Origin of the sequence: Herbaspirillum sp. B65 (assembly GCF_000333555.1) — a bacterium.
In the GTDB taxonomy this organism is placed as follows: Bacteria; Pseudomonadota; Gammaproteobacteria; order Burkholderiales; family Burkholderiaceae_D; genus Herbaspirillum; species Herbaspirillum rubrisubalbicans.
The window spans coordinates 1-12,989 of the sequence record NZ_BADI01000744.1 but is presented as its reverse complement, the minus strand read 5'-3'; the positions used below and the strand labels follow the sequence as shown (position 1 = coordinate 12,989).

Below are 12,989 nucleotides of genomic sequence, written 5' to 3'. Positions count from 1 at the left end.
ACATGAATGTCTCCGCCCCGACCAGCGTTCGGTCGCGCCCTGCCCCAGGAGGCTGGCCATGGCCCATACTGCCGATCCCGATGTTGCGCTGCCCCCGTCTGTGGACACCGCCCTGCTGAACCAGCGCATCCCGGCCCTGCTGGCCGAGATGGATGCCGAGCATCGCCAGGTGCTGGAGAGCATCTCGGCCTTGATCCTGGTGCCGCCAGAACGCTTTGCCAGCGGCTATTCGGCGCTGGTGGCGCAGATCGAAGAAGGGTTCCGGGAAGAAGAAAAGATGATGGACGACATCACCTACCCCGGCCTGCACGCCCATCGCCGCGATCACGCCGAACTGCTGGCGCTGCTGCATCGATTGCGGCCTTACCTGGAGGATGGCAACGCACCGCTGGTGGACATCGTCATGGGGATGATCCCGGCCATGCTGATTCGTCACATGTCGGGCATGGATCAGGAGTTGGCCCTGGCATTGCGCCAACAAGGGGGCGTGCCAGGGAAGACATGAGCGCGCCCTCGGCCAGGTACAGAAGCGCCTGGCCGATACCGCCCCGTCACACCTGCTTGAGCGGGGAGGCCGGCTCGTTGGCCGGATACGGCCCGCGAATGATCTCCGGCCCGGTGCCATAGTCGGCCAAGGTGGCCCGATAGAAATCGACGAACTCACCAGCCGGCATGGGCTTGGCAAACAGCCAGCCCTGCACGAAGTCGACCTCCTGCTGGCTCAGGTAGGCGGCCTGTTCCAGCGTCTCCACGCCTTCGGCGACGATGTACAGGTCCAGGCTCTTGGCCATGGCGATGATGTGATCGATCACGGCACTGGTGGCCGCCCCGGTGCCGATGGTGCTGACGAAGGACTTGTCGATCTTGAGCGCATCCATGGGCAGGCCCTGCAGGTATTGCAGGTTGGAATAACCGGTACCGAAGTCATCCAGCGCCATCGAGTGTCCCAGCTCGCGCGCCCGGGCCAGGGTAACGCGGGCCGAAGCGATGTCCATGCAACCGCGCTCGGTGGCTTCCATCCAGATCTGCTCGGTACGGATATCGGTGCCCGCCAGATTCTTGCCGACCACTTCCAGGATGCGACCGGTCTTGATGTCCTGGGCCGCCACGTTGATGGCCACGTGCAGGGCACGGTCAGCGCGCAGGGTGGCGCCGAGTTCGGCCACCACGGTTTCGATGACCAGGTCGGTCAGCGGCAGGATCAGGCCGCTTTCCTCGGCCAGGGGAATGAACAGGTCGGGCCGCACGATGCTGCCATCCGGGCGCTTCCAGCGGATCAGCGCTTCGGCGCCCACGCAGCGGCCACTATCGAGCTCGATGATGGGTTGGTAACAGACGATGAATTCGCGCTTGCGCACTGCCAGTTGCAGTTCGGCCAGTGGCGACAGGCGCGCCTGCGACACGCGCACCACCAGCAGCACCAAGGCCAGTCCCAGCAGCACCCCCACCGGCAGGAACCAGCGCTGCTCGCTGGTCATGCTGTCGAGCACCTGCTGGCCATCGATGATGGCCGCCGCCGTCCAGCCATCGCGGCTGACGGTAGAGACAAAGAAACCATCGACATCCTGTTGCCCCACGCCGTGCAGCGCATGTGCCGCTATGCCGGGGTCGATCGGTATCCCGTACTGGGCCACCTGTCCGAAACCATTGCGCGCCAGCACCACGTGCACGCCATCTTCCAGCACCACGTCGACGAAACGATCGCGATGTACCAGGGCAGCGTGGGAACCGTACTGGATCGACATCATGCTGGGGCCACCGGCAACGAAAGAGGGCTGCTGCGGCGCCACGCCCACGCCCTCGCGGGTCGTAAACAAGGGTCTTGGCTGCGCACGCCGCTGCGCCTGTACATTGCGCTCCCAGGAAGTGCACTTGAGCTGACCGTATTCGTAATACCCCATCTCCTCGATGGCATTGGAATAGACGGCAATCATGCGCATCTGCGCGATATGCTCATCCGAGCAGGGATGCAACAGCAGCGGCGAGAGGCTCTTGAGCGAGCGCTGGGTGGCCTGGAAGGTGCTCTCGGCGCGTTCCACCACGGTTTGGGCATAGCGCGCCAGCCGTTCGTGCTCGGCCTGGCTCACCGCCTGGCGTGATAGCCACAGCATTCCCACCACCGGTGCGATGGCGGCAACGACCGTGGCCACCAGCGCCAGCGCCACTACCTTGCTTTTATTCTTCACATCCGCTCCTTCCTGCTAGCCCCTGTTCCCCGTCAAAGGCCGATACACATCACATACTGCACAGTTAATGCCCATCATTAGAGCTGAAATTAACAAATAAATCAATTTAAACATTTTATGGCGTTATTACACATTTTCCCGCACATCGGGAAGAAATCTTCTCCTGAGCTCTGCGCGATTTTATTTTTCCCTTCATTTTCAAGGACTAAGCGCAATAACGCGGGACCGCACGAGCGGACTTTTCCGAATGACAACTCAGTTGGAACGGCACAACGGATTCCCTGGCCGCGCACATGAGCAATCATTTTTCAGCAAATTAAATGAATTTGTGTTTTAATGATTCCACCCATCAATTTTTCAGGAATTGATCATGCGCCTCAACCTGCCAGTCACCGAGCATGAGCGCGACATCGATGCCCACGCCTCCATCGTCTCCCGTACCGACACCGGGGGCCGCATCACGTACATCAATCCTGCCTTCATTGCCATCAGTGGCTTTACCGAGCAAGAACTGATCGGTGCGCCGCAAAACATCGTGCGCCACCCGGACATGCCGGAGCTGATCTTCGCCGACCTGTGGAGCCACCTCAAGGCGTGCCAGCCCTGGACCGGCTTGCTCAAGAACCGCTGCAAGAATGGCGACTTCTATTGGGTCAGGGCCAATGTCACGCCAATCTGGGAACGCGGCGTATGCACCGGCTACATGTCGGTGCGCACCAAGCCCAGCCGCAGCGAAATCCAGGCTGCAGAGCAGGCCTATCGTGCCTTGACGAAGGAAAGCGAACGTCTGGCCATGCAGCGTGGCGAAGTAGGGCCGGCCAGCCTGGGCAGCAAGCTGCAGGCACTGATCATGGGCCGCACAGCATGAACACGGGGCTGTGCTCCGGCCCCTGATCCGGAGCTATCGCTGAGGGAGGCGATCATGGGACATTGCGATGCATTGATGGCCAGCGAGTGCGCCCGTTGCTCCACTGTGGATGGGGCTCCCGACATCCAGGCCCTGGTGAAATCCAACGCCCGCTACCGGCATATCATCGGCAACACCCCGGCCATCATCTACAGCAGTGTGCCCTCGGGCGATTTCCGGTTGACCTTCGTCAGCGAGAACGCCTCCCGGGTGCTGGGCTACGAGCCCCAGGAAATGCTGGACGATCCCAACTTCTGGTTCAATCACATCCATCCCGACGACACCGCCAACATCTTTTCCAGCCTGGCCATGCTGTTCGTGGAAGACCAGAAGATCTATGAATACCGCTTCCGTACCCGCGACGGCAGCTACCTGTGGATGCATGACACGCTGCGCCTGATCCGGGATGCCAGCGGCACCCCGCTGGAAGTGATCGGACTGATGACCGACATCACCGGGCGCAAGCAACTGGAAGACGCCCTGCAACGCCAGGCCGAAGAACAACGCGCCCTGATCGAGCAACTCAAGATGGCGCAGGCGCAGTTGCTGCAGTCGGAAAAACTGGCCTCCATCGGCCAGCTCGCCGCCGGCGTGGCGCACGAGATCAACAACCCGATCGGCTTCGTCAACGCCAACCTCAATACCCTGGGCAATTATGTCGCCACGCTCCTGGAAGGAATCAAGCTCTACCAGTGCGTGGCTGGTGGCAAGCTGCCCAGCAGCGTGGCGCAATCCGAACTGCAATCCTTCGAAGACCGCGCTGACCTGCAATTCCTGAGCGAAGACGTCACCGATCTCTTGTCCGAGTCCAACGAAGGCTTGCAACGGGTCAAGAACATCGTGCAGTCGCTCAAGGATTTCTCGCGCACCGGCGAGAGCAACTGGCAGATGGCCGACCTGCATCGCGGCCTGGACAGCACCCTCAACATCGCCAACAACGAATTGAAGTACAAGGTCAACATCGTCAAGCAATATGGCGAACTGCCCATGGTCAAGTGCCTGGCCTCGGAACTGAACCAGGTCTTCATGAACCTGCTGGTCAATGCCGCCCAGGCCATCAGCGAACGCGGCAGCGTGACCATCCGCACCGAACGGCATGGCGACCGGGTGGCCGTGAGCATCAGCGATACCGGCCACGGCATCGCGCCGGAACACATCAACCGCATCTTCGAACCTTTCTTCACTACCAAGCCGGTCGGCAGCGGGACCGGCCTTGGACTGTCGCTGTCCTACGGCATCATCAAGAAGCATGGCGGCGATATTCATGTCTGCAGTGAACCGGGCCAAGGCACCACCTTTCGGATCGAATTGCCCATCGATCCCGCCAGCGTCCAGACGCCTGTTGGCGTCCTGGGCGAACCAGGAGAAGCATCATGAGCGCTATCCACAGCCAGGAAATCCAGACCCTGCAACAAGCCGACCCGTTCGCCCTGCCGCCGCCGTGCGTGCTGCTGGTGGACGATGAGCAGAGCATCCTGTCGGCCTTGAAGCGTACCTTCCGGCCCCAGGGCTATCAGTTGCTGACCGCCACCAGCGCCGAAGCCGGCCTGGACATCCTGGCCAGCGCCGAGGTCGATCTGGTGATCTCCGACATGCGGATGCCCGGCATGAACGGCGCCCAGTTCCTGGCCCAGGTGCGCCAGCGCTGGCCGGCCACCATGCGCATCCTCTTGACCGGTTATTCCGAGATCGGCAGCACCATCTCGGCCATCAACGATGGTGGCATCAACCACTACCTGGCCAAGCCCTGGGACGACCGCGAGCTCTTGATGACGGTCACCCATGCGCTGGAAGAACAGCAATTGCGCAAGCAAAAGATGGCGCTGGAACGCAAGGTGCGCGAGCAGAACCTGCAACTGGCCGACTTCAATCGCCAGCTGGAACGCCAGGTCCAGGCGCGCACCGAAGAACTGCGGCAGACCGTGATGTTCCTGGAAAGCGGCCAGGAAGAAGAGCAGAAAGCCTTCCTGGCCATGATGCAGGTGTTCTCCGACATCAGCGAATTGCGCGCGGGCCTGGCCACTGGTCAGTCGGCGCGGGTAGCCCGCTGGTGCGAACAGCTCTCGCTGCGCATGGGCATGACCAGCCATCACGCCAAGGACGCCATGATGGCCGGGATGCTGCATGGCATCGGCAAGCTGGACCTGTCCGATGAACTGGTGCGCAAGCCCATCGAAAAGATGAGCAGCGAGGAACTGCAGCGCTTCCTGTGGCATCCGGTCAAGGGCCAGATGCTGTTGACGCCGATCCCGACCCTGGCCGAGGCCGGCGAGATCATCCGCCACCAGCATGAACGCTACGATGGCCGCGGCGTGCCGGAAAGCCTGTCGGGCGATGCCATTCCGCTAGGCTCGCGCATCCTGGCCGTGGTGCGTGACTTCGAAGGACTGTGCAATGGCGGCATCACCAGCAACAACGTCTCGGTCGAAAAGGCCCTGGCCATGCTGCGCTCCCATGCCAACCATCGCTACGATCCACTGGTGGTGGAAACCTTCATCGCCATGATGGAAGAACAGCGCCTGGAACTGGAACAGCAGACCAGACTGCTATCACCGCAAGATCTGCGTGTGGGCATGAAACTGGCCGAGGATCTGCGCACCCACTCGGGGGTCTTGCTGCTNCACAAAGGACACGTCCTCGACGAAGCCATCCTGGCGCGCCTGCGGCGCTTCGAGGTGATTGATGAAATGCCGTTTGAAGGCCAGGATACTGTTGCACTAAACGTCAGCATGGCATGAGCAGCACCTTCCCCGCGCCAGGCCAGACCGCCTGGGCCGGGCGGCAGCAGAATTAATCTTCATATCGACCTCTTCCCGCCCCTCCCCAGCCTACCCTGGCTCCGACACCTGCCATCGCACCAGGGGTCAGCGGCCATCGGACAAAACCGGCTGGCTTGTCATCTAGAATTTTTTCGAGCTATCCCTACTGAATTCTGGTTTTTGTCGACCAAGTTCGACATCACAGCGAAACTGCGTTTTTCTTCCCGCATGTCCTCGTTATCCGGTGCCCAGGCTGCCGCAACGAGGGGCGGTGAAGCCCATTAGCTCCGTTCGATGCGTCCGATCGGTCAAGGAAGAAAAACATGACAACTGCACATCTCGCTCACATCGTTGGTGGTGAAGATTCGCTGGGTGGACCGCTGGTCCGCCTGCTGGAAGCCGCCGGATTCCATGTCGCCCACCACCCCTCGGCCGACCAGTTCCTGCAGCAGGCCACCGGAGGTACGCCACGCGGACTGGTCCTGGAAGTTCATATGCAGGACGTGGACGCCCCACAATTGCGTTCGCTGCTGGATCAACGTGAAACAGGCCGGCCCCTGATTGTCATCACCGGCGAACCGTCGGCCATGATGCAGCAAGAAGCCAGAAGCAATGCGCTGTCGAGCGGCCAGCACAGCGACATGGATGCCGGCGCCGGCAAGCACGAGCAGCCGATGCTGCGCGAGCAACTGGTGGCGGCATTTCGAGGGGCGCTGATGCCATTTGACGAGTCCGGCCCGCAGATGCAACAGCGGCAGGAACATCACGAACGCCTCAAGACCCTGACCCGGCGTGAACGCGAAGTGCTGGAGCGGCTGGTGAAGGGGCGTCTGAACAAGCAGATCGCCGCCGAACTGGGTACCTCCGAACGTACCGTGAAGGCGCATCGCCAGCAGGTCATGCGCAAGATGAATGCCGGTTCCCTGGCCGCGCTGGTGGCGGCGATGACGCGCTACTGAAGAAGTCCCGGTCTGCGGCCTCAGGCGCCGCAGACCCCTCCCCGCTGCGGGGATGCAACGCCTTAACCGGCCACCGTATCCTCGGACTCCACCCGATTGCGACCGCCGCGCTTGGCCTGGTACAAGGCTTGGTCAGCACGTGCATAGGCGTCTTCGAAATCACTGCCGGCCACGGCCCAGGCCACGCCGAAGCTGGAGGTGACCGCCCGCGCCGGCAGGCACTGGAAGCGCTCGCCGGCAATCGCCTGGCGGATCTTGCCGGCCAGGACCACCGCCTGTTCCAGCACCATGTCCGGCAGCAGGATGGTGAATTCCTCGCCCCCGACGCGTCCGATCACGCCGGTGTCGGCCAGGGTGGTACGCAAGCGGCCGACCAGTTCGCGGATCACGGCGTCGCCCGTGGGATGGCCGAATTCATCGTTGATGCGCTTGAAGAAATCGATGTCCAGCACGATCAGCGACATCGAGGATTGTTCCAGGATCTGGTGCGCCCGTTCAAATACCGCGCCGCGATTGAGAGCACCGGTGAGATTGTCATGCCTGGCCTTGTAATCGAGCTCGTCGCTCAACTGCTTCAGGCGCGTATTGAGCAGGTTCAGTTCGCGCTCGGTGCGGTCGCTGCGCGAAATCAGGCGACGGCTCTGGCGCATCAACTGGCCATAGTGCTGCACCAGTTCTTCCAGCGCGGCACGATGGGCGGCCGCATCGCTGGCGGCATCGGCCAGCACCTCGGAGGCACGGCGCAAGGCCTGGGCTTCGGCGTGGAAAAGGTCGACCTCTTCCATCAGCTCTGTACCGCGTGATCGTGGAAGACCAGCGCGGCGAAGTCTTCCTGCAACTCCTGGCCGAATTCGAAGATGGTGTCGTCTTCCTCATCGTGATACCAGTTGAGGACGACTTCGGTGCCGGCTTCTGCCTTCTCGTTCAAGGCATCGAACAACGAGAACAACATCTTGGTGCTGGAACTGTTGAAGTAAGCCAGGGCCACGTTGACGGTGATGGAGCTGCCCTCCTGGTCATCGGCCAGGAAGCGACGCAGGGAGGTGATGATGTCGCCCCAGAACTGGGCGGCATTCTCGGGATAGGATTCGCCCTTCAGCGAAAGCGTGCGCTGGTCGAAGCGGAAATCCACTTCAGGGGAGCTGGCGCTGGCGGCGATGAATAAATTGTCCATGATGTCTTGATTCCGGATACCGGCGGGCCTGACTGGCACCCGCCTGAAAGTTGGCCATCAGATGGTGGCCCTGAGATAGAAGGTCTGCTCGCCATCGGCGCCAGGCTGCGAAAATTCGAAGTCCAGCGGCGCGCTGGCATCGCGCGCCACCGTCAGGAAGCCCAGCCCGGCCCCCTTGCTGTCGGGCGGCGTATCGGAACGCAGCATTTCCTTATAGGCGGCCTTGATCTCATCATTGGTCAGCGAGCGCAGGTGTTCCAGCTTGACACGCAGCTTGTCGGCCATGTCGGCATCGACCGGATTGGCGCAATGCAGGAAATAGTGGCCATCGGTCTGGGTGATGAAGACGGCGCCATGGCGCATCGGTGGCTCGGTGACCTTGCCCTCTTTTTCATGCAGATCGGCCGAATAGTGAACGATATTCTGCGCCATCTCGATGAAGGAAGAAAACAGCTTGCGTCGTGTCTGTGCCAGCGCACCGGTATGCTCGGCACGCAACTTCACGGCCTCGGCCATGGCGGCGATGATGGTCTGGGAAAAATAACCGACGTAGTAAAAGACGATGTCGCGCCGGGCGACATAGCTGTGGAACTCCGCCCACTCCTGCTGGATACCGTTCATGCTTGTATTCCGTGTTGACTGTCTTGAAGGGAGGTGCCGCCCGGACGGGCAGCGAAAAAGCAGATATCGTCGCGGCGCCGCTGGCTGCCCTGGTAATGCGCATGGATATCCATCACCATGCGTCCCAGCGCCGGCATCGCCAGGCGACCATGCTCCAGCAACGTGCGCCGCAAACGCTGCTTGCCGAAGGCGATGTGCTTGGGGCCGCCGATCTGGTCGATCACACCATCGGTGCAGACGAACACCATGGCGCCCGGTTCGATCACCTGGCTGTGGTTGTCCCATTGCATGTCCTCGGGGGTGTCGACGTAACCCAGGCCCACGCGCTTGCCTTCCACCGTCAACACCTCGGTACCGTCGGCCACCAACAGGAACAGCGGCATCTTGGCGCTGCTGCTGGTGAGGGCACGGGTAGTGCTGTCGAACCAGAAGAAGCAGGCATCCATGCCATCGTCGGATTCGGAAGGTTTGTCGGCCTGCCCATGCTGGCCCAGCACCCGCTTCATGCTGCGATTGACCTCGCGCATCAGGCGTGCCGGATCATGCGGGCCGTGCAGCTCCAGCGCCTGCTTGAGCGACGACGATGCGATCAGGGTCAGGAAGGCGCCCGGCACGCCATGGCCGGTGCAATCGCCGACGGCGGCAAACCAGCCATCGGCATGGCCTTCGAAATGATAGAAGTCGCCACCGACCACGTCGCGTGGCTCCCAGACCAGGCAGGCATCAGCCAGCGCCTGGCTCATGGCGGCGCGCGAAGTGCTCAACATGGCGCGCTGGATCACGCTGGCGTAGTCGATGCTCTGCATGACCTGGCGGTTTTTTTCTTCCTGCATGGCCACCAGTTCGCGCATCAGCGCCAAACCAGCGCCCAGTCCGACCAAGCGACCTTGCTCGACGATCAGGAAGCCATCGGCCAGGGTCTTGTCCCCCGAGGCCACGGCCAGCGCGCCCAGGGTTTCGATGGGGGTATCGGCTTCGACGATGAGGGGATTCTTGTCCATGAACGCGATGCAGCTCTTGCGCTCATACAGCTCACGGTGATACGGCTTGGACATCTGGGACATGAAGATATGCCGGCTGATCAAGCCGATCGGCCGCTGCTGCTCCACCACTGGCAGACTCACCAGTTCCTTGTGCTGGCCGAAGATTTCCAGCACGGTCGCATTGTTCTCATCGAACTGGACTACCGGCACCTCTACCGCCAGCGCACCTGCTGTCGGCTGGAACAACTTGTTCCCCATGACCGGAGTCAGACTGAAATGACTTTCCACCGTACTCGCCCGCGTCGTGATTTTGGATAGACCGCGGATCATATTTCATTCCTGTGACAACAATGTGACTGTGTCGCTGATGGGCGACAGGATGACGAGCCTGTGACACGAGCCGTTTCAAGTAACAGGCGTAGTGCATCCTCCACGAGACAGACGAAATGAAAGACTGAAAGAGGGTCCACCGAAGTGGATCATATTTCCCACCGACAACAGCGACTCATCTTCAGTCCCTCCTGCACCGCCGTCATCCGCGCGCCGCGTCCACATCACGGCGCCGGCCTACATACTGCGCCACGCCGGTTTCCTACCATGGGGGATCACATCACGGAGGACAGCATGAGCGATACCCGACCCGAGGGCGTGCCCGCCCAGCATCAAGCCCATCAACCCGGCAGCGAGCAGCAGATGCAGCCGCGCCCGCACAGCGCACCGGCCGGCGAACCCGGCCGGCGCCTGGCCGGCAAGGTGGCGCTCATCACCGGTGGCGACAGCGGCATCGGTCGCGCCGTGGCATTGGCCTATGCGCGCGAAGGCGCACGCCTGGCCATCGTCTACCTGGATGAAGAAGAGGATGCCCGCCAGACCCAGCAGCAGGTACAGGGCCTGGATGCCCCCTGCCTGCTGCTGCCGGGCGACGTCGGTTCGCCCGAGTTCTGCCGCAGTGCCGTGCGCGCGGTGATGGAGGCCTATGGTCGCCTGGACGTGCTGGTCAACAATGCGGCCCAACAGTATCCGGCCAAGAGCATCGAGCAGATTTCACAGGAGCAGCTGGAACATACCTTCCGCACCAACATCTTCTCGATGTTCTACATGGTCAAGGAAGCCATGCCCTTCCTCACCCGGGGTGCGCGCATCATCAACACCACCTCCGTGACCGCCTATCGCGGCAGCAAGCACCTGGTCGACTATGCCGCTACCAAGGGCGCCATCGTGGCCTTCACGCGCTCGCTGTCGCAGCAACTGGCCGCCGCCGGCATCCACGTCAATGCGGTGGCGCCGGGTCCGATCTGGACCCCGCTGATTCCATCCAGCTTCAGCGAGGAAGAAGTCGCCAGCTTCGGCAAGAACGTCCCGCTGGGCCGACCGGGGCAGCCCGACGAAGTGGCGCCGGCCTATGTCTTCCTGGCCACCGAAGGCGCCTCCTACATGACCGGGCAGGTGCTGCATCCCAATGGCGGCGAGATCGTCAATACCTGAGCATGTCTGCAAACATCGCTCATCCCCACCCATACAAGGAACGCATCATGAATCTTACCCAGACCGTTTTCGACACCGGCAATGTCGACCAGTCCAGCCAGCAGATGAGTTCGTCCTCATCTTCCATGCTCACCTGTATGCAAGCCTGCCAGCAATGTCACGATACCTGCCGCAAGGCAGCCTTTGGCATCAGCCCGGCAGCCGCGCAGGAGCTGGCCGCAGACGATGTGCGACTGCTGGTGGAATGCGCCGAGTTATGCCAGCTCTCGGCCAACTGGCAACTGGCGGGCTCGCAGTATTGCCGCCAGATCTGCGCGGTGTGTGCCCAGGTGTGCCGCCAATGCCAGGACCGCTGCAGTGACGATGCCGGCCTGCAGGAATGTGCGGCAGCCTGCCGCCGCTGTGCCGAAAGCTGCGAGGCGATGAGCGAGATGGCTTAGTCACCAGCGGCCATCAGGAAAAACCCGATGGCCGCGCTGTTGCCCCCAGGGCATGATGAGCTTGTCCACTGACTATCTGTCGAGTCCCGTCATGCACAAGACCGCCCTGATCGCTACGCCTCAGCCCGAGGTCAGCCGTGCCCTGACCGAATGGCTGGCCATCAACGACATCGACATCCAGATCGCCAGCAACGGCAACGATGCCATCGAGCACATCGCGCTGGACCGGCCCGACGTGGTGCTGGCGCAATTGGCCATGGACGGCATGAGCGGTCTGCGCCTGGCGCACTACCTCAAGGCCCGGCAGAACCTGGCGGATGTGCCCGTGATCCTGCTATGCCGCGATGAACGCGAGATGAACCTGGTCAAGGGCCAGTGGCCGGCCTTCCTGTGTGCCGGCGCCCTCAACCCGGCCCTGATCTCCGAATTGAAGCGCGAACTGGTCAACTAGGGCCTTCTTAGCGTTTCTATACAGCGCGGCGCTGGCGCCGCCAGTGCGCCGCGCCCCAACCAGCCCCCACCACCAGCGCCAGCAATAGCGCCGCACTCACGGCGCGATGCTGCCCCACCCAATGTCGCGTCGCGCGCCAGGCCTGGCGATACGGGAAGCGCGCTGCCGCCGCAAAATCCGGCTCCACGCAGTTCTGCCCGAAGTCCACCGAGAATGGCACGGCGGCCCCCTGTTTGACGTAGCGCAGGTAAAGCGGCTGTGCGCGCGCAGGATCATCGGCCACGAAATTGACACCCTGGCACAGCACCGCAGCAAAGGCCTGCGAGCGCGCCGGCAATTCGTCTGCGGCCTGCATGGCATAGCCGGCAGCGATGGCGCGATAGTGGAAGCGCTGGTAGGGCTTGGCTTCGCTGGCCGCGTAACGCTGGCGCTCGCCCGCGGTCACCAGGGGCCCCGGCAGGTCGGCCTGGGCGCGTGCCTGGGGCGTGTCCGCCACCGGCTTGGTTTCATCCAGATACAGACCCACGCCCCGACCGGCGCCCCCCGCATAGCTGCCGCCATAGATGGCGTAATCCGGTCCCTGTTCATAGCCCATGATTTCCATACCCTGGCGTCGTGCGATCACGGCCGCCTCATACCAGCCCTGGGCGCGGCTGGTGGCGCGCCAGGCGTGGTGGGCGCGCTCCAGTGCCTGGCCGTATTCGCGGGCCTTGGCGCGCAGGCGCCAGGTGACCGGGATTTCACGGCCCTGGTCGTCGTAGCTGCTCTGGACGAAACGTTCATCGCGTTCATCCGGGAAGTAAGGCAGGGCTTCCTCCACCCGCCCCTCGCGCACCAGACGACGCGCCAGCAACTGGCGCAAGTTGTCTTCCACCGTCAGCGGCGCCAGTTCAAGCGCGACCCAGCGCAGCGAGGGCCGGCCCTGCTGCTGCGGCGCCTTGGGCTGCACCGCCTGNNCGCGACGCATGGGCGAGGCCGGGGCATGAGCGTCAACGTAGGTCTTCAATTCGTCGGTGCTCAGGAC

The 12,989-nt window shown here is 62.4% G+C and carries 13 protein-coding genes; 8 read left to right on the top strand and 5 right to left on the bottom strand.

Going from position 1 to position 12,989, the window contains the following annotated elements; all coding sequences use genetic code 11:
* On the top strand, positions 1-505 hold a 505-nt coding region (locus I5W_RS17430; RefSeq protein WP_252717083.1), incomplete at its 5' end, for a bacteriohemerythrin.
* A 46-nt stretch (positions 506-551) separates the two neighbouring features.
* Here I5W_RS17430 and I5W_RS17425 read toward each other — a convergent pair.
* Positions 552-2,186 carry an EAL domain-containing protein gene (locus I5W_RS17425; protein WP_044530163.1) on the bottom strand — a complete coding sequence of 545 codons (1,635 nt, stop codon included), beginning with the start codon at positions 2,184-2,186 and terminating at the stop codon, positions 552-554.
* A 370-nt stretch (positions 2,187-2,556) separates the two neighbouring features.
* Here I5W_RS17425 and I5W_RS17420 point away from each other — a divergent pair, with 370 nt between their 5' ends.
* The 4 genes from I5W_RS17420 (at position 2,557) to I5W_RS17405 (ending at position 6,811) form a co-directional block, all read left to right on the top strand.
* Complete coding sequence (locus I5W_RS17420) at positions 2,557-3,054, top strand: PAS domain-containing protein (RefSeq protein ID WP_044530162.1); 498 nt, start codon at positions 2,557-2,559, stop codon at positions 3,052-3,054.
* A 54-nt stretch (positions 3,055-3,108) separates the two neighbouring features.
* A complete protein-coding gene (locus tag I5W_RS17415) occupies positions 3,109-4,470 on the top strand; it encodes an ATP-binding protein (RefSeq protein WP_026052070.1) in 1,362 nt (453 codons plus the stop codon).
* Complete coding sequence (locus tag I5W_RS17410; protein ID WP_252717082.1) at positions 4,467-5,831, top strand: HD domain-containing phosphohydrolase; 1,365 nt, start codon at positions 4,467-4,469, stop codon at positions 5,829-5,831. The genes I5W_RS17415 and I5W_RS17410 overlap by 4 nt, the downstream gene beginning before the upstream one ends.
* A 344-nt stretch (positions 5,832-6,175) precedes the next feature.
* Positions 6,176-6,811, top strand: coding sequence for a response regulator transcription factor (locus I5W_RS17405; protein WP_044530161.1), 636 nt, complete (start codon positions 6,176-6,178; stop codon positions 6,809-6,811).
* Between the two features lie 62 nt (positions 6,812-6,873).
* Here I5W_RS17405 and I5W_RS17400 read toward each other — a convergent pair whose 3' ends face one another.
* The 4 genes from I5W_RS17400 to I5W_RS17385 are packed head-to-tail and all read right to left on the bottom strand — an operon-like array spanning position 6,874 to position 9,919.
* Entirely contained in the window at positions 6,874-7,596 is a 723-nt protein-coding gene (locus tag I5W_RS17400) for a GGDEF domain-containing protein (protein ID WP_017452306.1), read from the bottom strand.
* The gene (locus tag I5W_RS17395; protein ID WP_044530160.1) at positions 7,596-7,985 is read right to left on the bottom strand and encodes a DUF1987 domain-containing protein; all 390 of its coding nucleotides are present in this window, start codon (positions 7,983-7,985) and stop codon (positions 7,596-7,598) included. Before I5W_RS17395 ends, I5W_RS17400 begins: the two co-directional genes overlap by 1 nt.
* A gap of 57 nt (positions 7,986-8,042) precedes the next feature.
* On the bottom strand, positions 8,043-8,606 hold the full coding sequence (locus I5W_RS17390) for a SiaB family protein kinase (protein WP_017452308.1): 564 nt from the start codon (positions 8,604-8,606) through the stop codon (positions 8,043-8,045).
* Positions 8,603-9,919, bottom strand: a complete 1,317-nt coding sequence (locus I5W_RS17385; protein ID WP_044530159.1) for a SpoIIE family protein phosphatase — start codon at positions 9,917-9,919, stop codon at positions 8,603-8,605. The genes I5W_RS17390 and I5W_RS17385 overlap by 4 nt, the downstream gene beginning before the upstream one ends.
* Positions 9,920-10,213: 294 nt before the next feature.
* On the opposite strand from I5W_RS17385, the gene I5W_RS17380 reads away from it, so the two are divergent.
* The 3 genes from I5W_RS17380 (at position 10,214) to I5W_RS17370 (ending at position 11,965) form a co-directional block, all read left to right on the top strand.
* Positions 10,214-11,074 (top strand): SDR family oxidoreductase, encoded by an 861-nt coding sequence (locus I5W_RS17380; RefSeq protein WP_017452317.1) that lies wholly within the window; start codon positions 10,214-10,216, stop codon positions 11,072-11,074.
* 47 nt (positions 11,075-11,121) lie between these two features.
* Positions 11,122-11,514 (top strand): hypothetical protein, encoded by a 393-nt coding sequence (locus I5W_RS17375; protein ID WP_044530158.1) that lies wholly within the window; start codon positions 11,122-11,124, stop codon positions 11,512-11,514.
* A 91-nt stretch (positions 11,515-11,605) separates the two neighbouring features.
* Complete coding sequence (locus I5W_RS17370; protein WP_044530165.1) at positions 11,606-11,965, top strand: response regulator; 360 nt, start codon at positions 11,606-11,608, stop codon at positions 11,963-11,965.
* The last annotated feature ends 1,024 nt before the right edge of the window (positions 11,966-12,989 follow it).

Coding starts and splice junctions, on each gene's coding strand:
- I5W_RS17375 (WP_044530158.1), top strand. CDS start 11,122: ATGAATCTTACCCAGACCGTTTTCGACACCGGCAATGTCGACCAGTCC.
- I5W_RS17385 (WP_044530159.1), bottom strand. CDS start 9,919: ATGATCCGCGGTCTATCCAAAATCACGACGCGGGCGAGTACGGTGGAA.
- I5W_RS17380 (WP_017452317.1), top strand. CDS start 10,214: ATGAGCGATACCCGACCCGAGGGCGTGCCCGCCCAGCATCAAGCCCAT.
- I5W_RS17420 (WP_044530162.1), top strand. CDS start 2,557: ATGCGCCTCAACCTGCCAGTCACCGAGCATGAGCGCGACATCGATGCC.
- I5W_RS17405 (WP_044530161.1), top strand. CDS start 6,176: ATGACAACTGCACATCTCGCTCACATCGTTGGTGGTGAAGATTCGCTG.
- I5W_RS17390 (WP_017452308.1), bottom strand. CDS start 8,606: ATGAACGGTATCCAGCAGGAGTGGGCGGAGTTCCACAGCTATGTCGCC.
- I5W_RS17395 (WP_044530160.1), bottom strand. CDS start 7,985: ATGGACAATTTATTCATCGCCGCCAGCGCCAGCTCCCCTGAAGTGGAT.
- I5W_RS17370 (WP_044530165.1), top strand. CDS start 11,606: ATGCACAAGACCGCCCTGATCGCTACGCCTCAGCCCGAGGTCAGCCGT.
- I5W_RS17415 (WP_026052070.1), top strand. CDS start 3,109: ATGGGACATTGCGATGCATTGATGGCCAGCGAGTGCGCCCGTTGCTCC.
- I5W_RS17400 (WP_017452306.1), bottom strand. CDS start 7,596: ATGGAAGAGGTCGACCTTTTCCACGCCGAAGCCCAGGCCTTGCGCCGT.